At 74.3% G+C, this 20,642-nt stretch carries 21 protein-coding genes; 12 read left to right on the forward strand and 9 right to left on the reverse strand.

Going from position 1 to position 20,642, the window contains the following annotated elements:
- Positions 1-3: 3 nt before the first annotated feature.
- From ACYU96_RS02005 to ACYU96_RS02020, 4 genes are all read left to right on the forward strand, one after another.
- A complete protein-coding gene (locus ACYU96_RS02005; RefSeq protein ID WP_460748623.1) occupies positions 4-414 on the forward strand; it encodes a DUF2550 domain-containing protein in 411 nt (136 codons plus the stop codon).
- A gap of 99 nt (positions 415-513) precedes the next feature.
- Positions 514-1,209 carry an endonuclease NucS gene (gene nucS, locus ACYU96_RS02010; RefSeq protein ID WP_460748625.1) on the forward strand — a complete coding sequence of 232 codons (696 nt, stop codon included), beginning with the start codon at positions 514-516 and terminating at the stop codon, positions 1,207-1,209.
- A 54-nt stretch (positions 1,210-1,263) separates the two neighbouring features.
- The gene (locus ACYU96_RS02015; protein WP_460748627.1) at positions 1,264-2,595 is read left to right on the forward strand and encodes an N-acetylglucosamine-6-phosphate deacetylase; all 1,332 of its coding nucleotides are present in this window, start codon (positions 1,264-1,266) and stop codon (positions 2,593-2,595) included.
- Positions 2,596-2,619: 24 nt separating this feature from the next.
- Positions 2,620-3,237 (forward strand): ribonuclease FAU-1 family protein, encoded by a 618-nt coding sequence (locus tag ACYU96_RS02020; RefSeq protein ID WP_460748628.1) that lies wholly within the window; start codon positions 2,620-2,622, stop codon positions 3,235-3,237.
- Between the two features lie 34 nt (positions 3,238-3,271).
- On the opposite strand, the gene ACYU96_RS02025 is transcribed toward ACYU96_RS02020, so the two are convergent.
- Together ACYU96_RS02025 and ACYU96_RS02030 are read right to left on the reverse strand one after the other, a co-directional pair.
- Entirely contained in the window at positions 3,272-3,874 is a 603-nt protein-coding gene (locus ACYU96_RS02025) for a hypothetical protein (RefSeq protein ID WP_460748630.1), read from the reverse strand.
- Between the two features lies 1 nt (position 3,875).
- The gene (locus tag ACYU96_RS02030; protein WP_460748631.1) at positions 3,876-4,481 is read right to left on the reverse strand and encodes an RNA polymerase sigma factor; all 606 of its coding nucleotides are present in this window, start codon (positions 4,479-4,481) and stop codon (positions 3,876-3,878) included.
- A gap of 86 nt (positions 4,482-4,567) precedes the next feature.
- On the opposite strand from ACYU96_RS02030, the gene ACYU96_RS02035 reads away from it, so the two are divergent.
- A complete protein-coding gene (locus tag ACYU96_RS02035) occupies positions 4,568-4,978 on the forward strand; it encodes a hypothetical protein (protein ID WP_460748633.1) in 411 nt (136 codons plus the stop codon).
- Positions 4,979-4,993: 15 nt separating this feature from the next.
- Here the strand turns inward: ACYU96_RS02035 and ACYU96_RS02040 are convergent, their stop codons facing one another.
- Positions 4,994-7,528, reverse strand: a complete 2,535-nt coding sequence (locus tag ACYU96_RS02040; RefSeq protein ID WP_460748635.1) for a glycoside hydrolase family 3 C-terminal domain-containing protein — start codon at positions 7,526-7,528, stop codon at positions 4,994-4,996.
- A gap of 199 nt (positions 7,529-7,727) precedes the next feature.
- On the opposite strand from ACYU96_RS02040, the gene ACYU96_RS02045 reads away from it, so the two are divergent.
- The 3 genes from ACYU96_RS02045 to ACYU96_RS02055 are packed head-to-tail and all read left to right on the forward strand — an operon-like array spanning position 7,728 to position 11,342.
- On the forward strand, positions 7,728-9,398 hold the full coding sequence (locus ACYU96_RS02045; protein WP_460748637.1) for a type 2 periplasmic-binding domain-containing protein: 1,671 nt from the start codon (positions 7,728-7,730) through the stop codon (positions 9,396-9,398).
- A gap of 2 nt (positions 9,399-9,400) precedes the next feature.
- Positions 9,401-10,423, forward strand: coding sequence for an ABC transporter permease (locus tag ACYU96_RS02050; protein WP_460748639.1), 1,023 nt, complete (start codon positions 9,401-9,403; stop codon positions 10,421-10,423).
- Entirely contained in the window at positions 10,410-11,342 is a 933-nt protein-coding gene (locus ACYU96_RS02055) for a carbohydrate ABC transporter permease (RefSeq protein WP_460748641.1), read from the forward strand. The genes ACYU96_RS02050 and ACYU96_RS02055 overlap by 14 nt, the downstream gene beginning before the upstream one ends.
- 28 nt (positions 11,343-11,370) lie before the next feature.
- Here the strand turns inward: ACYU96_RS02055 and ACYU96_RS02060 are convergent, their stop codons facing one another.
- Complete coding sequence (locus ACYU96_RS02060) at positions 11,371-12,171, reverse strand: S-methyl-5'-thioadenosine phosphorylase (RefSeq protein ID WP_460748643.1); 801 nt, start codon at positions 12,169-12,171, stop codon at positions 11,371-11,373.
- A 132-nt stretch (positions 12,172-12,303) separates the two neighbouring features.
- Between ACYU96_RS02060 and ACYU96_RS02065 the strand changes: the two genes are divergently transcribed.
- Entirely contained in the window at positions 12,304-13,314 is a 1,011-nt protein-coding gene (locus ACYU96_RS02065; protein WP_460748645.1) for an NAD-dependent epimerase/dehydratase family protein, read from the forward strand.
- Between the two features lie 45 nt (positions 13,315-13,359).
- Here ACYU96_RS02065 and ACYU96_RS02070 read toward each other — a convergent pair whose 3' ends face one another.
- Positions 13,360-14,493 carry a sensor histidine kinase gene (locus ACYU96_RS02070; protein WP_460748647.1) on the reverse strand — a complete coding sequence of 378 codons (1,134 nt, stop codon included), beginning with the start codon at positions 14,491-14,493 and terminating at the stop codon, positions 13,360-13,362.
- Positions 14,493-15,245 (reverse strand): response regulator transcription factor, encoded by a 753-nt coding sequence (locus ACYU96_RS02075; protein WP_460748648.1) that lies wholly within the window; start codon positions 15,243-15,245, stop codon positions 14,493-14,495. Before ACYU96_RS02075 ends, ACYU96_RS02070 begins: the two co-directional genes overlap by 1 nt.
- Before the next feature lie 139 nt (positions 15,246-15,384).
- On the opposite strand from ACYU96_RS02075, the gene ACYU96_RS02080 reads away from it, so the two are divergent.
- The 3 genes from ACYU96_RS02080 to ACYU96_RS02090 are packed head-to-tail and all read left to right on the forward strand — an operon-like array spanning position 15,385 to position 17,431.
- The gene (locus ACYU96_RS02080; RefSeq protein WP_460748650.1) at positions 15,385-16,038 is read left to right on the forward strand and encodes a glycosyltransferase family 2 protein; all 654 of its coding nucleotides are present in this window, start codon (positions 15,385-15,387) and stop codon (positions 16,036-16,038) included.
- On the forward strand, positions 16,035-16,769 hold the full coding sequence (locus ACYU96_RS02085) for a TIGR04282 family arsenosugar biosynthesis glycosyltransferase (protein WP_460748652.1): 735 nt from the start codon (positions 16,035-16,037) through the stop codon (positions 16,767-16,769). The genes ACYU96_RS02080 and ACYU96_RS02085 overlap by 4 nt, the downstream gene beginning before the upstream one ends.
- Positions 16,766-17,431, forward strand: a complete 666-nt coding sequence (locus ACYU96_RS02090) for a methyltransferase domain-containing protein (RefSeq protein WP_460748653.1) — start codon at positions 16,766-16,768, stop codon at positions 17,429-17,431. The genes ACYU96_RS02085 and ACYU96_RS02090 overlap by 4 nt, the downstream gene beginning before the upstream one ends.
- A 45-nt stretch (positions 17,432-17,476) precedes the next feature.
- Here the strand turns inward: ACYU96_RS02090 and ACYU96_RS02095 are convergent, their stop codons facing one another.
- The 3 genes from ACYU96_RS02095 to ACYU96_RS02105 are packed head-to-tail and all read right to left on the reverse strand — an operon-like array spanning position 17,477 to position 20,591.
- Positions 17,477-17,833 carry a hypothetical protein gene (locus ACYU96_RS02095; protein WP_460748655.1) on the reverse strand — a complete coding sequence of 119 codons (357 nt, stop codon included), beginning with the start codon at positions 17,831-17,833 and terminating at the stop codon, positions 17,477-17,479.
- Complete coding sequence (locus tag ACYU96_RS02100) at positions 17,830-19,131, reverse strand: molybdopterin-dependent oxidoreductase (RefSeq protein ID WP_460748656.1); 1,302 nt, start codon at positions 19,129-19,131, stop codon at positions 17,830-17,832. The genes ACYU96_RS02095 and ACYU96_RS02100 overlap by 4 nt, the downstream gene beginning before the upstream one ends.
- Positions 19,125-20,591, reverse strand: a complete 1,467-nt coding sequence (locus tag ACYU96_RS02105; RefSeq protein ID WP_460748657.1) for a hypothetical protein — start codon at positions 20,589-20,591, stop codon at positions 19,125-19,127. The genes ACYU96_RS02100 and ACYU96_RS02105 overlap by 7 nt, the downstream gene beginning before the upstream one ends.
- Between the last annotated feature and the right edge of the window lie 51 nt (positions 20,592-20,642).

Genomic DNA, 20,642 nt, shown 5'->3' on the forward strand with positions numbered 1-20,642 from the left:
CGGGTGCCGGGCGTCGTATGGATCGCGTTGGCGATCGTGGCCGCGATCGCACTGGTGCTCGCTGCGGGCGTGTCCCGCCTGCGCACCCTGTCCCGCCGCGTCGGGTCGTTCTCCTGCCACGCCCGCGGGGGTGAGCAGGAGCCCTGGACCGCCGGCATCGCCCAGTACGCGGTCGGCCGCATCGAGTGGTGGCGCTGCTGGTCGCTGTCGCCCCGGCCCGCCCGGACCTGGTACCGGGACCGGCTCGAGATGGTCGGCCGTGAGGAGTTCGACGACGACGGCCCGGAGCACTACCTCGTCCGATGCCGCTACGAGGGCCGGGACTTCGAGCTCGACCTCGCGTCGGGCGACTACTTCGGCCTCGCCTCGTGGCTGGAGGCCGCACCCCCGGGCCGCCGCGACCTGGTCCTGTAAACACTCCTGACCTGCACGATCGTAGAGTGCACACTCGTGGTGGGTCCTGAGACGGGGCTCCGGCCACCCGTGTGCGCCCCGCTGTCCTGAGGAGAATTCTTGCGTCTTGTCGTTGCCGACTGCTCCGCCCGGTACACCGGGCGGCTCACCGCTCATCTGCCGCTCGCCACGCGGCTGATCGTGGTCAAGGCGGACGGGAGCGTGCTGCTGCACTCCGACGGCGGCTCCTACAAGCCGCTGAACTGGATGAGCCCGCCGTGCACGCTGACGGAGGCGGAGCCCGGCGACGACGCCGTGGAGCGCGGTGTGACCAACGTCTGGACGGTGCAGAACAAGAAGTCGGACGACCGGCTCGAGATCGACCTGCACGCCGTGCACCACGACTCCGCCCACGATCTCGGCGTCGACCCCGGTCTGGTCAAGGACGGCGTCGAGGCGCACCTGCAGGAGCTGCTCGCGGAGCAGATCGGCCTGCTCGGTGAGGGCAGCACGCTGATCCGCCGTGAGTACATGACCGCGATCGGCCCGGTCGACATCCTCGCCCGCGGCCCCGAGGGTGCCACGGTCGCCGTGGAGATCAAGCGCCGCGGCGAGATCGACGGCGTCGAGCAGCTCACGCGCTACCTGGAGCTCCTGAACCGGGACCCGCTGCTCGCGCCGGTGCGCGGCGTCTTCGCCGCCCAGGAGATCAAGCCCCAGGCCCGCGTCCTGGCTCTCGACCGAGGCATCGGTTGTCTCGTCCTGGACTACGACGCGATGCGTGGCGTCGACGACATCGATTCCCGCCTCTTCTGAGCACGGCGCGGAGGAAAGTTCTCGGCACGCGCCGTCGTACGGCAGGATGAGCCCATGGCGGAGCAACCTTCCGAAGTGGTCCTGCGGGGACGCGTCGTCCTGCCCGACACGGTGGTCGAGGACGGCGTCGTGGTCGTCCGGGGTGGTCGCCTGGCGTTCGTCGGCTCGCCGGCCGGGGCCCGGGAGGCCGGTCTCGACGCACAGGTGAGCCAGGTCCCGCCGTCGTACGACTACCTCCTGCCCGGGCTCGTGGACCTGCACAACCACGGCGGGGGCGGCGTCGGGTTCCCCGACACCACGAGCGCGGCCGAGGCGTTGCGCGCCGTGCTCGAGCACCGCGCGCACGGCACGACGACGATGCTCGCCTCCCTGGTCACGGCCGACCCGGAGACGCTGTCCACGCGGGCGGCGATGCTCGCGGACCTCGCCGAGGAGGGCGAGATCGCGGGCATCCATGCCGAGGGGCCGTTCCTGTCGCACGAGCGCCGTGGCGCTCACGACCCCGCTCACCTGCGCGAGGGTGAGGTGGACCTGGTTCGTGAGCTGGCGAAGGCGGCGCGCGGTCACCTCACCACGATGACGGTCGCCCCGGAGGTGCCGGGCGTGGCCGGCCCGGGCGGCGTCGCGACGGCGCTCATCGAGGCGGGCGTGATCCCGTCACTCGGGCACACGGACGGCACCACGGAGGCGGCGGAGGCCCTGATCTCGCAGGTCACCGCGGGTCTGCGGCTGGCCGCCGATCTTGCGGGCTCCGTGGCCGGCGCCGGGGGGCCTGCCGGCTCCGTGGCCGGTACCGGTGTCGGGTCCGTCCCTGCCGCGGCCCCGCCCGGTGCCGCGCGCCGCCGCGAGATGACCGCCACCCATCTCTTCAACGGCATGCGTCCTCTGCACCACCGCGCGCCCGGTCCCGTCGCGGCCTGCTTCGCGGCGGCGGCCCGCGGGGACCTCGTGGTCGAGCTCGTCGCGGACGGCGTCCACCTCGACCCGGCGACGGTCCGCACGGTGTTCGGCACGGTGGGTGCCGATCAGGTGGCCCTCGTCACGGACGCGATGGCGGCGGCGGGCATGCCGGACGGTTCCTACGACCTGGGCCCGATGCGGGTCGCCGTCCGGGACGGCGTGGCCCGGCTGGTCGACTCCGCGACGCCGGACGGCGGGACGATCGCGGGTGGTACCGCCCACCTGATCGACGTCGTCCGCCACACCGTGGCCGCGGGGGTCCCCCTCGTGGACGCGGTCCGCGCGGCGTCGGGCGTCCCGGCGCGTGTCCTCGGCCTGGACCGCCGGCTGGGCAGCCTGACCCGAGGGCTCAGCGCGGACCTCCTGGTCACGGACGAGGACCTGCACCCGCGACGGGTGCTGCGCGGCGGCGCCGACGTTCGCTGACACGCCGCTGTTACCGTGCGGACCATGACGACCCTCTTCACGCCGGGCGGCACCGTGGTGCGCCGCGAGATCATGCGCGGCGAGCCGTGGATCGCGATCCCGCAGGTCTGCGTGCACGACGACGGCGACCTGCTCGTCACCTACACGCCGGGCGGCACACCGATGGGGTACCCCGGCTCGGGGACCTTCCCGGTCGGTGAGCACCCGTGGAAGCTCGCCGGCGGCACGCACTGGCGTGGACATGGACGCCTCGAGCTGCACTGGACGGGCGTCGAGCACTCGATCTTCCTGTTCTGGGCCGGCGACGAGCGGGAGTTCCAGGGCTGGTACTTCAACCTGGAGGACGCGCCCCGGCGCACGGAGATCGGCTTCGACACCCTCGACCACGAGCTCGACGTCTGGTGGGCGGCCGACGCCGAGCGGTACGTCTTCAAGGACGTCGAGGAGTTCGAGGAGGCCGGCCCCGACCGCTACCCGGGCCGGATGGGCGCGATCCGCGCCGAGGGCGACCGGATCGCCCGCCTCCTGGACGCCGGCGAGCACTGGTGGGACAAGTCCTGGGCGGACTGGACCCCGGACCCGGCGTGGACGCCGCGCGCCTTGCCGGGGGACTGGGACACGATCCCGTTCGAGTCCCGCTGAGGCGTTCCCGGAGCGGAACGACTCCGCGGGCCGTTCAGGATCCGGAGGCCGGTGCGGAGTCCTGACAGGCGTCGCCCGGAGGGCTCCCGTTGCCCGCGGGCCTCGGGTCCGTCGGCTCCGGGTCCGTCGGTTCCGGCACTGTCGGTTCCGCCTCCGTCGGTGTCCGTGCGGGTTCGGGAAACGCTGTGACGTGGGGTCCCGGTGTCGGTTCGGGAGACGCCGGAGGCGGCGTGCACTCGTACGGGTGGGCCGTGCCGGTCGGCTCGGGCGTCTCGGGCGGGCTGCTCGCTCGTCCGGTCGGCCCGGTGCCCGGTGTCGGCGGGGCGGGAGAGCCCGGCAGCGTCTCGCCGGGCTCGGGCCACGGCAGGGCCGCGCCCAGGCCGGTGCCGCCGAGCAGCAGCACCGTCGCGGTCAGCGCCCAGACGGCGGTCCGCCGTCGCGTGGCCGCGGGTCGCCGGCCCGGGGGGACGATCTCCACGGTGACGGTGCCGCCGACGGGAGTGCCCGCCACGGCCGTGACCGGCCGGGCCGCGGCGGCGCGCGCCGCCGCCGAGCGCACGCGGTCCAGGTCCAGCTCGGCGTCGACCGTCGTCAGGGCGGCGCGGGCGCGGCGCAGGGGGTCCTGGTTCCTGGCCATCTCAGCTCTCCTGCTCGTCGGTGACTCTGCGGTAGGCGGCGCGCAGGCGTCGCCGGGCCCGGTAGACGCGCGTCGCCGCCGACGGAGCGCTGCAGCCCAGCACCTGCGCGATCTCCGACGTGCTCAGCTCGCCGGCGGCCAGCAGCTCGACGACCTCCCGGTCCGCCGGCCGCAGGAGGTCGAGCGCTCGGTGCAGGAGGTCGAGCTCGTCGACCAGCCGGGCGTCGTCGGGCCCCGGTGGTGCCGGGTGGCGCCACGCGCGTTCCTGGAGAGCCGTCCGCCGGCGCTCGGACCGGACCTGGTTGGCCAGCACCCGGCGAGCGATCGCCAGCAGCCAGGCCCGCGCGTCGTCGGGGACCGCGCCCTTGCGCCAGGCGATCGCGAACACCTCCGCCACCACGTCTTCCGCGGCGGTGGGGCCCAGGCGGGTGCGGGCATACCGGTGCACGGCCCGCGCGTGCTCGGCGAACAGGAACTCGGTCTCGGCGGACGTGAGCGGGTCCTGGCCAGGTGGGTCCGGGGCGAGGCCACGTGGCTCGGCATGAATGGACAGGGTGTCTCCAGGGACAGGCCGACGGGTCTTCTCACTGTTCGGTGTCCGGCGCACGGTCCTTCATGACACCCGCCCGATATGGGACAGGCCACACCCGGTGACCTGTGACGAGAGGCCCCTCGCCGCACACTGACCGCAGTATGACGCTTCACCGAACACAGCCCACCGATTCTTCGACGAGGAACGAGGCGGGCCGTCGCGGTCCCCGGGGCCTCGTCGCCCGCGGGGCTGCCGCCGCGGGCGGCGCGCTCGCCGTCGCGCTCCTGGCCACGGCGTGCACCGCGGCGAACGCCGCGCCCGCGCACGACGACGCCGCGACGACGGCGCCCGCCGAGCAGGCAGCTCAGCCCACCGTGACCCCGCCGGGACCCGGCGACGGCGCTCCGGCCGACGAGGCCTCACCGGTCCCGACGGTTGCCGGCGACGGCTCCTCGCCCGCCGCGGTGCCCACCGAGAAGGCTTCGCCCGTCCCGACGGAACCCGGCGACGGCGCTCCGGCCGAGCAGGCCTCGCCCACCCCGACGGATCCCGGCCTCGTCGTCACCGGCTGACAGGCGCCCGCACCGTCAGGCGTCGATCGTCAGGGTCGCCCTCGTCGTCAGGGCGCCCGCCGACGGCCCGCCGGCGAGCGCGTACTCACCCGGCTGGACGCGCAGGTCGCCCGTCGCTTCGTCCCAGACCGCCAGCCGGTCCACCGCGAGCGGGAGGACGGCCTCGCGCGTCTCGCCCGGCTCCAGCCGTACCCGTGAGTGGCCGAGCAGCAGGCGCCGCGGCGTCTCGACCGCTGCACCCGCGAGCCCCAGCGAGTACACCTGGACGAGCTCCTCGGCCGGCCGGTCACCGTCGTTCCGCACGGTGACGGTCGCGGACCGCTCCCGGGCGTCGTCACCCCTGGTGGCGGCGCCGGGCGCGGTCGGCGCGCCGCCGTCGTCGGTCACCGTCAGCCCCGTGTACGCGACGTCGCCGTAGCCGAGACCGTGCCCGAACCAGAACGCGGGCTCGTCCCTCTGCCACCGGTACGTCTGCCCCTGCGCCCGCACGTCGTAGTCGAACAGGTCTCCGGCCTGCTCCGCCGTGGCGGGCCAGGTCTGGGCGAGCCGCCCGTACGGTTCCGCGTCCCCGGTCAGCACGTCCACGAGCCCGTTCCCCAGCTCCTGCCCGGCGTGGCAGGTCCACACCACGGCCCGCGCGTCGTCGCAGGCGTCGCCCAGGACGTACGGGTAGCTCGACACCACCACCAGCACAGACGCCTCGTTCGTGTCCCGGGCGGCCCGCCACAGGTCCCGCATCGACGCGGGCAGTCCGAGCGACGTCCGGTCCTCCGTCTCGCGCCCCAGCAGGTGGGGGTCGTTCCCGACGGCGACCAGCACGGCGTCGGCGCCGTTCGCGGCCCGGGCGACGTCGTCGGCCCCGGAGTAGAGGCGCTCCCACCCGAACCGTTCCGCGTCCTGGGGCCGGGTCGCCTCGGTGACCAGGGCGCCGATGTCGCGCTGCACCCGCAGCCAGCGCCCGCTGCCGACGTGCTGCAGCGCCCACGCCCCGCCGACGTCGACCCGCCGGAACGACTCCTGCACCACCCAGCCGCCGACCCGGTCCGCGTCGGCCCGGACGATCCAGCCCGCGCCGGTCAGCAGCCGCCCGGACGCGGCCGAGCGCAGCGTGAGCAGGCCGTCGCCCCAGTCCGTCACGTCGAACCAGGTGTCGAACGTCGGCTCGGAGGCTCGGGCGGTCACCGTGCCGTCGTCGTCCACCGAGACCCACGAGTCCAGGCCGAGCGCGTGCAGCGCCACCCGGTCCGCACCCGTGACCACGTCGACCGTCGCCCCGGCCCAGCGCCGGCGGACCGCTCCCGCGAGCGTCACCGCGTACGGCGGGGTCCCGGAGTACCAGTCCGTGAGCACCTGGTCGGCGTGCGGGCCGACGACGGCGACCCGCGCCGGGGCGTCCTCGTCCGGCCGGCCGCCGCGGAGGGGTGCCTCGCCCTCCGTGGCCGGCTCCGGGCCGGGCGCGGCCAGCGGCAGCAGCCCGTCGTTCCGCAGCACCACCACCGACTTCGCGGCTGCCTCCCGCGCGAGGGCGCGGTGCTCGGGAAGGTCGATGGACTCCGGCCCGATCACCCGGTAGGGGTCGGCGCCCGGGAGCCCCGGGTCGTCCAGCTCGCCGGTCCGGATCCGCAGCTCGAGCAGCCGCAGGGCGGCGGTGTCGACGTCGCCCCACGTCAGCAGGCCTCTGTCCAGCGCCGTGCGCAGCCGGCCCAGGGAGACCGACGCGTCCGCGTCGTTGTCGGTGAACGAGTCCACCCCGGCCCGCACCATCGCGGCGTGCCCCGCGGCGTGGTCGGTGAATGCCCGCTGCACGGTCACCAGGAAGGTCGGCGCCCCGGCGTCGGACACGACGGCGAGCGACCCCGGCGCGGCCGCGCGCAGGCGCGCGATCAGGTTTCCGGCCACGTGCGCCGGCGTCTTGTTCACCCGGTTGTACGAGGGCATCACCGCCCCGGCGGCGCCCGCCGCGACCGGCCCGAGGTAGCAGGGCAGCTCGTACTCGTGCAGGCTGCGCGGGTCCAGGTGCGACGACGTCGCCGAGCGGTCCGTCTCGTTCCCGTAGCCCAGGAAGTGCTTGAGCGTGGGCACTGTCTTCCAGACCCGCGCGTCGTCGCCCCGCAGGCCCTGGGAGTACCGGGTCGCCAGCTCCGCGACCAGCCACGGCTCCTCGCTGTAGCCCTCCTCGGTGCGGCCCCAGGCGGGGTGGCGCAGCGGGTTCACCACGGGCGCCCAGACGTTGAGGCTCACGGACGGGTCGGCGGCGTGCTTCGCGCGGACCTCCGTCGACACGGCGTCGCCCACGCGGCGGAGCAGGTCGCCGTCCCAGGTGGCGCCGAGTCCCACGGGCTGGGGGAACACGGTCGCGGTGCCGAGCCAGGCGAGGCCGTGCAGGGCTTCGTTGCCGGTGTGGAACGCGGCGATCCCGAGCCGCTCGACGGCCGGCTGGTGCTGGTGCAGGAGCGCCAGGCGCTCGTCGGGCGTGAGCTGGTCCAGCAGGTGGCTCGCGCGCGCGGACAGGGAGGCTCGCGGGTCGCGGAACAAGGGCGAGGTGGGCACGACGTCGTGCTCCTTTCACTCGAATCGGTTCAATGGCGAGGATAGCGGCAGGCATTGATATGTCGGACACTTTTGCCCTATCGTCAGCGGCGACGGCGAATTGAAGCGCTTCGACGGGCAGTAGCGGGAAGCGGTTCCCCGCTACCGTCGTCGGGCGTCGACCACAGCGCAGTGTGTCGCTCACGAAGGAGTGAACTTCATGTCCCAGAGTCCCCTCGCCACGGCATCGCACGCCGTCGGCTCCGTGAACCGCCGGTCGTTCCTCGGCCTCGTCGCGCTCGGCGCGGGCGTCGTCGGCGTCCCGTCCTTGCTCACGGCCTGCACCAGCGGTCCCGCAGGACCGGTCGAGGGCGGCGGCACCGTCAGCTCCGGCGTGCTACCGGCCTATGTCCCCGTCGAGTACGTGCAACCCGACTTCCCGAGCGTGAACGGCTCCACCGCGGGCTACGCGTCGATCCCCGACGAGCTCGTCGCCGCGTTCGAGACGCCTCCGGGGTCCGGCGGGACGTACACGGCGATGACGCCGCTGTGGAGCGCGATCCCGAAGACGTCGGGCAACCCCTACTTCGACGCCGTGAACGGGGCGATCGGGGCGACGATCGAGTTCCAGATCTCCGACGGGAACACGTACGGCGACAAGCTGGCCGCGGTGCTCGCCTCGGAGAAGGACGTGCCGGACTGGGTCAGCGTGCCGACCTGGAACTTCCCGCCGCGCTTCGGGCAGGCCGTCGACGCGCTCTTCGAGGACCTCACGCCCTACCTGTCGGGCGACAAGGTCAAGAAGTACCGGAACCTCGCCAACATCCCCACGGACGCCTGGCGCTTCGGTGTCTTCAACGACAAGCTCTACGGCCTGCCGTTCCCCGGCGAGCTCGTCCACCTCGCGACGTTCTACCGGGCCGACCTGCTCGCCGAGCTCGGCATCACCGAGCAGCCGCGGGACGCGGACGAGCTCATCGAGCTCGCCGTCGAGCTGACCGACCCGGGCAAGAAGCGCTGGGGCTCGGCGGACCAGTGGATCACCGCGAACATGATGTTCGCCGTCCCCCCGGAGAGGGGCTGGAAGCTGGCCGACGACGGCTCGCTGATCAGCCGTGTCGAGTCCGAGGAGTACCGCGCGGCACTCGACTGGCAGACGAGGCTGTACAAGTCGGGTGCGGTCCACCCGGACGCGGTGGCGGACAAGGCCGAGGAGATGAAGACGCTCTTCGAGGCGGGCGAGATCCTCGTCGTCAACGACGGCATCGGCGGCTGGCACGAGTCCCTCGGCCGGGTGCTCCCGAGCAACCCGGACTTCGACCCGCGGCCGTTCGACCCGATCGCGCACGACGGCGGCACCCCTCGGGTCTGGAAGGGCGCTCCGGCGGACATGTTCTCGTTCCTCAAGAAGAAGGAGGACAAGGCGGAGATCGAGGAGCTGCTCGCCGTCGCCGACTTCCTCGCCGCACCGTTCGGGACGCAGGAGTTCCAGCTCATCAACCACGGGATCGAGGGCGAGCACTACGAGTACGACGCCGACGGCCTGCCCCAGGCGACCGACGCCGCCGCCCACGAGGTGGCGCAGTCCTACATCTTCCTCGTCGACCCGCCCAAGGTGAACGCGCAGGTGCAGTACCCGGGCTTCGTCGAGGCGTACTGCACGTGGATGGCCGAGGCGTCGGAGCACGTCGAGGAGCCGCTCTTCTACGGCATGCAGATCACGGAGCCGCAGCGGTTCGCGGCGCTGCACACACCGTTCGAGGACCTGGAGAAGGACATCGCCCGCGGCCGCAGGACCCTCGACGACCTCGACGACGCCATCGAGACCTGGCGCTCCAGCGGCGGTGAGGAGCTGCGCGCGTTCTACCAGGGCATCCTGGACGAGCAGTGAGCATGGACGTCCGTTCCCGCAAGGGCCGGCCACGGGCGACGTCGGACGGCGGATCCGGGCCCGGCGGGCCACCCGTCCTGTCGTCCTCGGCACCCGTGGGCCGCCGCAAGGTCACGCTCCGCGCGCGGCTGCGCCGCGACGGCGCGCTGCTGCTCATGACGCTGCCGGCCGTGCTGCTGCTGGCGGTGTTCGCCTACGTGCCGATCCTCGGCAACGTCATCGCCTGGCAGGACTACTCGCCGTACACGGGCGTCCTGAACAGCCAGTTCGTGGGCTGGTGGAACTTCCAGCGGGTGTTCACGAACGAGCTGTTCCTGGACGCCGTGGTGAACACGCTGATCATCTCCGCGTTCCAGATCGTGCTGTTCTTCCCGATCCCGATCGTGCTGGCCCTGCTGCTGCACAGCGTGCTGTCGCCGGCGGTGCGGACCACGATCCAGTCGATCGTGTACCTGCCGCACTTCTTCTCCTGGGTGATCGTCGTGACGATCTTCCAGCAGATCTTCGGCGGGGCCGGGTTCGTGAACGAGCGGCTGACGTCCGGCGGCTACGACGGGTTCGACCTCATGACGAACCCCGACACGTTCTACCTGCTCATCACCGCCCAGGTGGTCTGGAAGGACGCCGGCTGGGGGATCATCATCTTCCTCGCCGCGCTGAGCACGGTGAACCCGAACCTCTACGAGGCGGCGGTGGTCGACGGCGCGAACCGGTGGCGCCGCACCTGGCACGTGACCCTGCCGGCGCTGCGGCCGGTGATCGTGCTGCTGCTGATCCTGCGGCTCGGCGACTCGCTGACCGTCGGGTTCGAGCAGCTGATCCTGCAGCGCAACGCCGTGGGCGTGGGCGTGTCCGAGGTGCTCGACACGTTCGTCTACTACCAGGGCGTCGTCAACGGCGACTGGGCGTTCGCGGCGGCGGCCGGCCTGGTCAAGGGTGTCGTGTCGCTGGTCCTGGTGCTGGCCGCCAACCGGGTGGCGCACGTCTTCGGGGAAGCGGGGGTGTATCAGCGTGCTGAGCGCTAGTTCCTACCGGAAGCTCATCAGGGGCCGGAACCGGCCCGTCTGGGAGGAGGACCCGAACCCGGCCGGGCTCGTCGTCAAGGCCCTGGTGCTGGCGGCGATCGTGGCCGCGGTGCTGTTCCCGCTGTACACGATCGTGCTGACGAGCCTGTCCACGCAGGCCGACGTCACGCGGTCCGGCGGGCTCGTGACCGTGCCCGGGACGCTGTCCCTGGCCGCCTACGAGCAGATCCTGTCCGGGGGGATCGTGACGCGGGCGACGCTCGTGTCGATCGGCGTGACCACCGTGGGGACCCTGCTGTCCACCGTGGTGTCCATCCTGGCCGCGTACGGGATGAGCCGTCCCGGCTCGCTGTTCCACCGGCCGATCCTGTTCGTCTTCCTCGTCACCATGTTCTTCGGTGCGGGGATGATCCCCACGTACCTGCTGGTCAGCAATCTCGGCCTGATCGACTCGTACTGGTCACTGATCCTGCCGACGGCGGTCTCGGCGTTCAACGTGCTGATCCTGCGGGCGTTCTTCATGGGGATCGACCGCGAGATCCTCGACGCCGCGCGCGTCGACGGGGCCGGCGACTGGCTCGTCCTGGGGCGGATCGTGCTGCCGATGTCGAAGGCGGCGATCGCCGTCGTCGCCCTGTTCTACGGGGTGGGGTACTGGAACGCGTTCTTCAACGCGATGCTGTACATCAACGACAACGCCAAGTGGCCGCTGCAGCTCGTGCTGCGCTCCTACGTGCTGCAGGGGGTGACGCTGCCCGGCAGCGGCACCGGCCAGGTCGACGTCGACGACGGCGCCGTGACCGGCCTCCCGGTGAAGATGGCGGTGCTGGTGCTGGCGGTGATCCCGGTGCTGCTGGTGTACCCGTTCGTGCAGCGGCACTTCACGAAGGGAGTGATCCTGGGCGCGATCAAGGGATAGGCGCGGGCACCGCGCCGCGGAGGGCGGCTCAGGGCAGCGTGATCGGCAGCGGCTGCCCGTCCAGGACGTGGTGGCAGTCGCACTCGTCGTCCGGCAGGGCGGCCACCGTGGACTCCAGGACGTCGGAGAGCTGGGTCACGTTGCGGGCGAACAGCTCCAGGACCGCCTCCTGCGTGACGTGCTCGCCGCCCTCGACGCCCGCGTCCGCGTCGGTGACGAGCGCGAGGGTGGTGCAGCACAGGGCGAGCTCGCGGGCCAGCGCCGTCTCGGGCATGGCGGTCATGTTGACGACGGTCCCGCCGTCCCGGGCGTTGCGCCGGGACTCAGCCCGCGACGAGAACCGGGGCCCCTGGATCACCACCATCGTGCCGCCGTCCACGGCGGTCAGCGGGCCGGCCTGCGCCGCGGCGACCGCGGCCGCCCTGCCGCGCGCGCAGTACGGGTCGGCGAACGGGACGTGCACCACCGGCCCCTCCACGTCGTAGTACGTGTGCTCGCGCCCCCACGTGCGGTCGATCACCTGGTCCGGCACGACGACGGTGCCCGCGACCAGCTCCGGCGCCAGGCCGCCCACCGCGCACGACGTCACGAGCTGCCGGGCCCCCAGGGCACGGAGCGCCCACAGGTTCGCCCGGTAGGGGATGCGATGGGGCGCGAACCGGTGGTCGGCGCCGTGCCGGGGCAGGAACACCACCTCCCGCCCGCCGAGCGTGCCGCGGGCCGGAGCCTCGGACGGCGGGCCGTAGGGGGTGTCGACGGTGACCGGCTCCGCGTCCGCCAGCAGCCGGTACATGCCGGATCCGCCGATGACTCCGATGGGTGCGCTCATGGCCCCCAGGCTAGGGCGCACGCCGCGGCCTGGGCGCTCCGGCGTGCCGTCCGTCAGCAGATGGTCAGGTCCGAACGGTCGCGCCGAGCGCGTGCGGGCGGTTGACTCAGGGGCGGAGAGAAGGGAACGACGATGCGCGTGCTGGTGACAGGAGGGGCCGGATTCATCGGCCGGGAGGTGGTCGCGGCGCTGACCCGCCGCGGTGACGACGTGGTCGTGCTCGACTCGCTGCGCGCGGACGTGCACGGCCCGGGCGCGGTCGCCGGCGAGCGCACCGTCGTCGGCGACGTGCGGGACGCGGAGACGGTGGGCCGGGCGCTGTCCGGGTGCGACGCCGTGGTGCACCTGGCGGCGAAGGTCGGCCTGGGGGTGTCCCTGGCCGACATCGACGACTACGTGTCCAGCAACGACCTCGGGACCGCCGTGCTGCTGCGCGCCGCCGAGGTGCCGCACGTCGTGTACGCGAGCTCGATGGTGGTGTACGGCGAAGGCAGGTACGACTGCCCGGAGCACGGCCAGGTCGCGCCACCGCCCCGCCGGACGGAGGACCTGGACGCCGGGTGGTTCGAGCCGCGGTGCCCGGTCTGCCGGGCCGCGCTGCGGCCCGGGCTGGTCGCCGAGGACGCGCGGCTCGACCCGCGCAACGTCTACGCCGCGACCAAGGCGCACGGCGAGGCGCTGCTCGCCGCCTGGGCGCGGCAGACCGGCGGCAGCGCCACCGCGCTGCGCTTCCACAACGTGTACGGGCCGGGCATGCCGCGCGACACCCCCTACGCGGGAGTGGCGGCCCTGTTCCGCGCGGCCGTGGAGCGCGGCGAGGCGCCGACCGTCCTGGAGGACGGCCAGCAGCGCCGGGACTTCGTCCACGTGACCGACGTGGCACAGGCGGTCGCGGCGGCGGTCGCCCTGCCGCGGGAGACGGGGACGGTGACGCCGCTGAACGTCGGGTCCGGCGTGGTGACCACCGTCGGCGAGATGGCCCAGGTCACGTCCAAGCTCCTCGCGGGGCCGGACCCCGTGGTGACCGGCGGCTACCGGCTCGGCGACGTGCGGCACGTGACGGCGTCGAGCGAGGCGGCGGCCGCGGCCCTCGGCTGGCGCGCCGGTGTGGGACTGGCCGAGGGGCTGGCCACCCTCACCTGATCCGGGCCGGCCGTGGCGTGGCCCGGACCGGCGCCGGCCGTGGGGTCAGTCCACGGCCGGCAGCCGTACCTCGACGTCGCATCCGGTCTCCGTGCTGTGCACCGCCACCTGCCCCCCGTGCTCGTCCACCACCCGGCCGACGTACGCGAGCCCCAGCCCGGAGCTCCCCGCGTGGTCGCCCTGGAAGCCCGCGTGGAACAGGTGCGGCACCTGGTCCTCGGGTATGCCACCGCACGTGTCCTGCACGGTCAGGCGCGCGAAACCGTCCTGGCTCGTCACCCCGACCAGCACGCGCCCGCCCTGGCCGCTGGACCGGACGGCGTTCGACACCAGGTTGTCCAGGACCCGCCCCAGCTCGTCCGGGTCGCCGTGCACCCGCACGCTGCCCGCCACGGACCCGGCGAGCTCGACACCGCTCTCCGCGGCCGCCGGACGGGCATGGGCGAGGACGTCCCGCAGCACCATGGCCATGTCCACCGCACGGGGCTCCGTGCGCCGGGGTAGCTCGTCCGAGCGGGAGAGCTCGTCCAGGTCGCCGATCATCCGGGACATCCGGTCCACGGCCGCGGCGATGCCGTCCACCGCGGTCGCCGGGTCCGGGAACGCGCCGTCCCGGAGCCCGTCGGCGGCCGCACGGATGCCCGACAGCGGGGAGATCAGGTCGTGGCTCACGAAGCCGATGATCTGCCGGCGGGCGCGCTGGGCGGCCTGCTCCGCCGCGCGGGCCGCGGCCAGCCGGTCCCGCGTCGCCTCCAGCTCGGCCATCACCGCCGCCAGCTCGGCGGTCGCCGGCGTGGGCGTCCCGGCGCCGGGAGACCCGGTCGCGTCGTCGGACGTCTCGCCGGCCGCCGGGGCCAGGCCGAGCCGCCGCGCGCCGTCGACGACGAGCCGGACCTCCCCGGCGACCAGCCGGCCGAGCGCCAGGGCGAGCAGGACCGCGAGCACCGAGGCCGTGCCCAGCACGATCCGGACCACCGAGGCGTCGTGCGGGGAGATGAACATCGCCGACACGTTGACCGCCAGCGCCGCGACCACCGCCGCGAACGGGACCAGGGCGGCGACCAGCAGGGCGAGCATCAGCGAGACGCGCCGGGCCAGCCGGAGCGCGACCAGGCCCACGACACCGGCCACCACCGAGCAGGCGACGGTGACCAGCACCATGAACTGGATGTCGGTCATCACACGGTCTCCCTGGATCCCGGGGCTGCCGTCGTCCCCGCCTCCGCGGTGCCGTCGTTCGCCGTCGGGCCGTCCGCCACCAGCATGTACCCGGCGCCCCGGAGGTTGACGATCAGCTCCGGCTCGGCCGGGTCGTCCTCCAGCTTCTTGCGCAGCCGCCGGATGTGGACCATCACGGTCGAGTCGTCGCCGAACGTCCAGCCCCAGACCCGGCGCAGGAGCTCCCGGCGGCCGAACGGGTGCCGGGGGCGCTGGGCGAGAAAGCTCAGCAGCGCGAACTCGCGGGGCGTCAGCTCCGCCACGCGGTCCCGGTAGGTGGCTGTGCGTGCGGCCTCGTCGAGCACCAGCCCGCCGGCCTCGACCCGGACGGGCACGGGCTGCACGTCGAACGGACCGCGCCGCAGCAGCGCCTCGACCCGGAGCACCAGCTCGCGCGCGTCGAACGGCTTGGTCACGTAGTCGTCGGCGCCGTGCTCCAGGCCGACGACCCGGTCGTCGACGGCGCTCAGGCCCGACAGCAGGAGCACCGGCGTGGCGTCGCCGTCGCGCCGTCGGCGGGTCAGCATCTCCAGGCCGGAGCCGCCGGGCAGGAGCACGTCGAGCACCACGGCGTCCGGCTGCCAGGTGCGCCACGTGCGCTCGCCCTCGGCGGCGTCGGCGGCGGTGCGCGGTTCGTGGCCGGCCGACGTGAGGTAGGCCGCGACGCTCGCGGCCGTCAGAGCGTCGTCGTCCACCACAAGAACCTTCGTCATGAGGGAAACCATAGTCACGGTCCCGACGGCGTCTGACCTGCCGGCCCGGCCGGAGGAACGTCACCGCGACGCGGGCGTCAGGTAGCTGTCAGGTCTGTCGGCCTGCCGGAGAGCGGGGTCCAGGCTTAACGTCGAGACCATGGTGCCGACAGTGGACGTCGTTCTGCCCTGCCTCGACGAGGCAGAGGGTCTCGCCTGGCTGCTTCCCCGGCTGCCGGACGGGATGCGGGCGGTGGTGGTCGACAACGGGTCCACCGATGGGTCCGCCGAGATCGCGCGCGACCACGGTGCCCTCGTCGTCCGGGCCGAGCAGCGCGGCTACGGGGCGGCCTGCGCCGCCGGGCTCGACGCGGCCGGCGCCGACGTCGTCGCGTTCTGCGACGCCGACGCCAGCCTCGACCCGTACGACCTGCCCCGGGTGACCGGGCCGGTGCTCGACGGGCAGGTCGATCTCGTGCTGGGGCGCCGGCGCCCGGAGCCCGGCGCCTGGCCGTGGCACCTGCGCCTGGCGAACGCCGAGCTGGCACGCCGGGTACGCCGTCGTACCGGGGTGAGCATCCGCGACATCGGGCCGATGCGCGCGGCGCGCCGCGCGCCCCTGCTCGCTCTCGGCCTGCGCGACCGGCGCAGCGGCTACCCCCTGGAGACGCTGGTCGCGGCCGCCGACGCCGGGTGGCTCGTCGCCGAGGTCGACGTGCCCTATCGCAAGCGGCGGGGCAGGTCGAAGGTGACCGGCACCCCGCTCGGCGCGTGGCACGCGGTGCAGGACATGTCCAAGGTGCTGGCCTCGTGACCGGCCCGACGCCGCCGCGGGTCGTCGTGGTGCTGGCAAAGGAGCCCTTGCCCGGGAAGGTCAAGACCCGCCTGATCGGCGACCTCACCGCGGCCGAGGCCGCCGGGCTGGCCCGCGCGTCGCTGGAGGACACGCTGGAGGCGGTCGGCGCGCTTGCCGGGGTGCGTCCGGTGCTCGCGCTGGACGGGCGGCCGGGACCGTGGGTGCCGCCCGGCTTCACGGTCGTCCCGCAGGTCTCCGGCGGGCTGGACCGCCGGATCGCGGCGGCCTTCGACGATGTCCTGGGGCCGGACGGCGACGGGGGACCCGCGCTGCTCGTCGGGATGGACACCCCGCAGCTCGGCCCGCACCTGGCGGCGGTGGACTTCGCCGGGCACGACGCGGTGCTGGGGCTCGCCGACGACGGCGGGTACTGGACCGTCGGCCTGCGGCGGCCGGACCCCGCGCTGTTCCACGGCGTGCCGATGTCCGAGGCGGTGACCGGGCGGGCGCAGCTCGAGCGGCTCCGCGCAGCGGGCCTGCGGGTCCGGATCCTGCCGCCCCTGCGCGACGTCGACACGGTCTCCGACGCCGCCGCGGTGGCCGGGGCTGCCCCCGGGACGCGGTTCGCCCGGGCGTGGTCCGGGGTGTCGGAGGCGCGCCACGGGTCCGCCGGATCCGGGTCCGCCGGGGGCACCGGGGGTGCCGGGTCTGCCGGGTCCGCCGGGGGTGCGCGGGAGCGCCTCCCATGACCGCCGGCGCGCCGCGCCCGGTGAACCCGCTGGTGCTGTTCGAGGCGGCGCTCGGGGGTGCACCGGTGACGGCGGTGCACCTCGCGCACACCGCGCCGGTGGACGTTGCCGCGTGGACGGCGGACCGGGACGCCGTCGACGACGCGATCGTGGCGCTGTGCGAAGGGCCGGTGCTGGACGTGGGGTGCGGTCCGGGCAGGTTCGCGGCCGCGCTCGCGGCGCGCGGCGTGCCCGCGCTCGGGATCGACGTCTCGCGGGCCGCGGTGCGGCACGCCCGGGCACGCGGTGCGGTGGCGCTGCGGCGCGCGGTCGAGGGGCCGGTGCCGGGTGAAGGCCGCTGGGGCACGGTGCTGCTGGCGGACGGCAACATCGGCATCGGCGGGGACCCGCGCCGCCTGCTGCGGCGCTGCCGCGAGCTCGCCAGGCCGGGCGGCCTGCTGCTGGTGGAGGCCGATCCCGACCCCGAGATGGACGTGTCCGGCCCGCTGGTGCTGCACGCCGAGGACGGCCGGCGGTCCCGCCCGCTGCCCTGGGCGCGGGCGGGGACCCTGGTGCTGCGGGTGATCGCCGACGAGCTCAGGCTCGTCGTCGCGCAGGAGTGGCAGCTGGCCGGCCGCGTGATGGTGTCGCTGCGCACGCCGCAGCCCGCCCGACCACGCTGAGGGGCGCGTCCGGACGGGTGGTGGCCGCCCGGACGCGCCCCGTCCTCAGCGCGCCGCGCTCCAGAGGGCGACGAGCCACACCAGCAGGAGCGTCCCGAGCACCATGACGGCTCCGCGCAGGACCACACCCACCCAGGGGTGTCGCGGCCCGTCGGTGACGCCCCGCTCGTCGGACCGGGCGCGGGCGAGCGCCGGAAGTCGGACGAGCACGACCCAGCCGAGCGCGATCACGAGCGGGGCGATCACGGCGTCGTGCAGCGCCACGGACCCGGCCAGCCAGATGCCCCAGGGCAGCCACCAGCGGGCCGGGATCGAGGTGAGCGCCAGCCAGGCCCACCAGGTCATGCCGGCCACGCCGGCCACGACCAGCACACGGCGTGACCACCCGGTCGCCGCGTTCATGCCGCGCTCCCTACGACGAGGCGCGAGACCCACTTGGTCTGCAGCACTCCCGGGCGGTTCGGCGCGATGATCCGTGCGGGGAAGCCGTGGTCCAGGTCGAGGTCCTCACCGGCCAGGGTGAGGGCGAGCAGGGTGTCGCCGTGCGCGACGTACGGGCCGGGCAGGTCGGAGGTCCCGTAGGACCCTCCGGTCTCCAGGCTCTCCACGTGGACCGGGTCGTCGGGCCGCCCGCCGCTGAGGGCCGCGAGGTCCCGCACCCGCACGCCGCTCCACCGCGCCGAGGCGCTCCAGCCCTCGACGCAGGAGATCGGCAGGACCGCCTCGTGCTGGCTCATGGCCAGCAGGTCGGACCGGGTCAGGTGCGTGGTACCGCCGGGCCCGACCAGCTCCAGCGTCCAGTCCTCGGCGGTCGCCACCTCCTCGACGCCCGCGCCGCTCGCCGTCCGGTTGACGGCGAGGCCCTGCGGGCCGTCGAACGGGTCGCGTGGCGCGAGCAGCGCGATGGCGCGCAGCGGGGTCACGGTCTGTCCCACGGTCAGGGCCGTGAGGGCGAGGGTGGCCACCGCCACCGAGCCGAGGAATCCGCGGCGCGTCGCCCCGTCCCCGCTCGTCGCCGGGTCGCTCGTGAGCGGGCCGGTCGCCCCGTCCCCGCCTGCCCGGTCCTCGCCTGCTCCCTCCCCGCTCGCCGCGTCCCCGCTCGCTCCGTCCCCGCGTGTCGCGGGCCCCTCCGGGCCGGTGGCGTCGAGGTCGCGTGCGGCGGCCGCGAAGGCCCGCACCACGACCGGGAGCTTGATCCCCACGTGCACCAGAGCCGCCCCGAACGCGAGCCAGGCAGTGGCGTAGTGGACGCTCGTGAAGCCGAACCCGAAGACGTAGAGCTTGAAGACGTTGAGGATCCCGGTCACGACCTGGAAGACCGTCGCCGCGACGAGCACGCCGACCGAGGCACGCTCCAGCGCGTGCTTCCACCCGGTGACCGGCGGGCGGACGAAGAACTGCGGGTAGACCGTGTACAGCTTGGCCAGGACCAGGGGCAGGCTGGCGAAGCCCACCGCCACGTGCAGCCCTTGGCTGAGCCGGTAGGCCCAGGCCGGCTCGGGGCTGAAGGGCAGCCACGCCACGGGGTGCTGGTGCAGGTGCGAGACCAGGCCGGTGACGAAGAGGATCAGGATCGCCGCGCCGAGGAAGGCGCCCAGGCGGGCCACCACACGCTCGTCGTGCAGGGGTGAGCGGAAGTCACCCGGCTCGGGTACTCGCAGCGACGCCGGCCGGATCGCGGACAGCGGTCGTCTCACCATGGTGACTCCAGGATCGTGTCGAGCAGGATGGCCAGGCCGCCCTGAGCCCACAGCCAGGACGCGGGCAGCGGGCCCGGTGCGCCGGAGAGGCCGTCGGACGGCGGACGTGCCGCGTCGTCGTGCGTCCTGCGCAGGGCGGCCGCCGCGGGCACCACCCAGAACGCCACGGGGAGCCAGATGCGCTCCACCTCACCGCGCTCGAAGCCGAGCAGCGCGCCGGACAGGGCAGCGACCAGCGCGAGGCCGACGACCATCCGGGTGACGGGATCGGTCCGGCGCAGCCGGGCGAGACCGCCCACCGCAGCGGGGCCGACGACGGCGCCGAGCGCCGCGAGATCGACGAGGAGGAAGTACAGGTAGGGCCGGGCGTTCCCGACCGGCGCCCAGACGGCGTGGGTGGCGGCGATGCCGTCCCACACCCAGAAGCCGGCCAGGCCGAAGGCCACGAGCACGGCGACCACGACGAGGCCCGCCACGACGGTCGCGCCGGCGCGGCGGGACAGGATCACCGGCGCGAGTGCGATCAGGCCCATGTGGAGCAGGCCGTACGACAGGAACGGGCAGGCGCCCAGGAGGATCCCCGCCGCCACCGCGCAGGTCCACCGCACGGCGCCGTGGCCCGTGGGCCCGGTCGCGAGCGCGAGGAGCGCCACGCCCCAGGCGAGCACACCAGCGAAGAACGCGTCGGCCGACGTCGCCACCCACAGCGCGGCGGGCGCCAGGACGAGCACGGGTGCGACGGTGCGGGCGGTGCTCTCCGCGGCCGTGCCCGGGGCAGGACCGGCCGCACGGACCCTGGCGAGCGCCCGGAGCGTGACCAGTACCGCGGGCACCGCCGCCGCACCGGCCAGGATGAACAGGGCCGCCGCCCAGCCGGGACCGCCCAGCCCCGCACGGTCGAGCAGGCCCAGGAGGAGGACCAGGCCGGGCGGGTGGCCCTTCACGTGGATCGGGTAGCCGGGCAGGTCGTCGGTGAAGCTCGCGAGGAAGGCCGCGGGGTCGGCCACCACGAGCGGCACGACCGGCAGGTACTCGTGCTCCCCGCGGACCGGCGCCACCAGGTCGTCCCAGGAGGTGAGCACCGCCAGCGCCACCGCCCACGCGGCGGCAGCGGCCCAGGAGAGGAGCAGGAGGGGCCGCCAGGGCAGGCGGGCGGCAAGGCCTGGTCCGTACCGGACGGTGGCGGCCAGGAGCACGAGTGCGGCGAGGACGCCGGGGCCGGTGCGCACCACCCAGTGGCCGACGAACGGTTCCGCCCCGGTGAGCAGCGGTACGTCGGTCAGGTGTCGCAGCAGGGCGCCGACCAGCGCGAGCACGGGGACCGACACCGCCCAGAGGGTCACCGCCGCCGCGGGGCCGCGCCGCCGCCACCAGCCACGGGCGCGCGACACCGGGCCGTGGTCGGGGCGCCGCGGACCCTGCTGTGTCGTACCGGGCTCCGGTCCCGAGGTCGTGGTCACGCCTCCCATCGTGGCGTGCGATCGACGCGGAGGGGATCTGGGAGACCTGAC

The organism is Myceligenerans cantabricum, assembly GCF_054777735.1.

Coding starts and splice junctions, on each gene's coding strand:
- ACYU96_RS02015 (WP_460748627.1), top strand. CDS start 1,264: ATGGCGGAGCAACCTTCCGAAGTGGTCCTGCGGGGACGCGTCGTCCTG.
- ACYU96_RS02090 (WP_460748653.1), top strand. CDS start 16,766: ATGACCGCCGGCGCGCCGCGCCCGGTGAACCCGCTGGTGCTGTTCGAG.
- ACYU96_RS02035 (WP_460748633.1), top strand. CDS start 4,568: ATGACGCTTCACCGAACACAGCCCACCGATTCTTCGACGAGGAACGAG.
- ACYU96_RS02060 (WP_460748643.1), bottom strand. CDS start 12,171: ATGAGCGCACCCATCGGAGTCATCGGCGGATCCGGCATGTACCGGCTG.
- ACYU96_RS02095 (WP_460748655.1), bottom strand. CDS start 17,833: ATGAACGCGGCGACCGGGTGGTCACGCCGTGTGCTGGTCGTGGCCGGC.
- ACYU96_RS02080 (WP_460748650.1), top strand. CDS start 15,385: ATGGTGCCGACAGTGGACGTCGTTCTGCCCTGCCTCGACGAGGCAGAG.
- ACYU96_RS02045 (WP_460748637.1), top strand. CDS start 7,728: ATGTCCCAGAGTCCCCTCGCCACGGCATCGCACGCCGTCGGCTCCGTG.
- ACYU96_RS02025 (WP_460748630.1), bottom strand. CDS start 3,874: ATGGCCAGGAACCAGGACCCCCTGCGCCGCGCCCGCGCCGCCCTGACG.
- ACYU96_RS02075 (WP_460748648.1), bottom strand. CDS start 15,245: ATGACGAAGGTTCTTGTGGTGGACGACGACGCTCTGACGGCCGCGAGC.
- ACYU96_RS02070 (WP_460748647.1), bottom strand. CDS start 14,493: ATGACCGACATCCAGTTCATGGTGCTGGTCACCGTCGCCTGCTCGGTG.
- ACYU96_RS02065 (WP_460748645.1), top strand. CDS start 12,304: ATGCGCGTGCTGGTGACAGGAGGGGCCGGATTCATCGGCCGGGAGGTG.
- ACYU96_RS02020 (WP_460748628.1), top strand. CDS start 2,620: ATGACGACCCTCTTCACGCCGGGCGGCACCGTGGTGCGCCGCGAGATC.
- ACYU96_RS02050 (WP_460748639.1), top strand. CDS start 9,401: ATGGACGTCCGTTCCCGCAAGGGCCGGCCACGGGCGACGTCGGACGGC.
- ACYU96_RS02100 (WP_460748656.1), bottom strand. CDS start 19,131: ATGGTGAGACGACCGCTGTCCGCGATCCGGCCGGCGTCGCTGCGAGTA.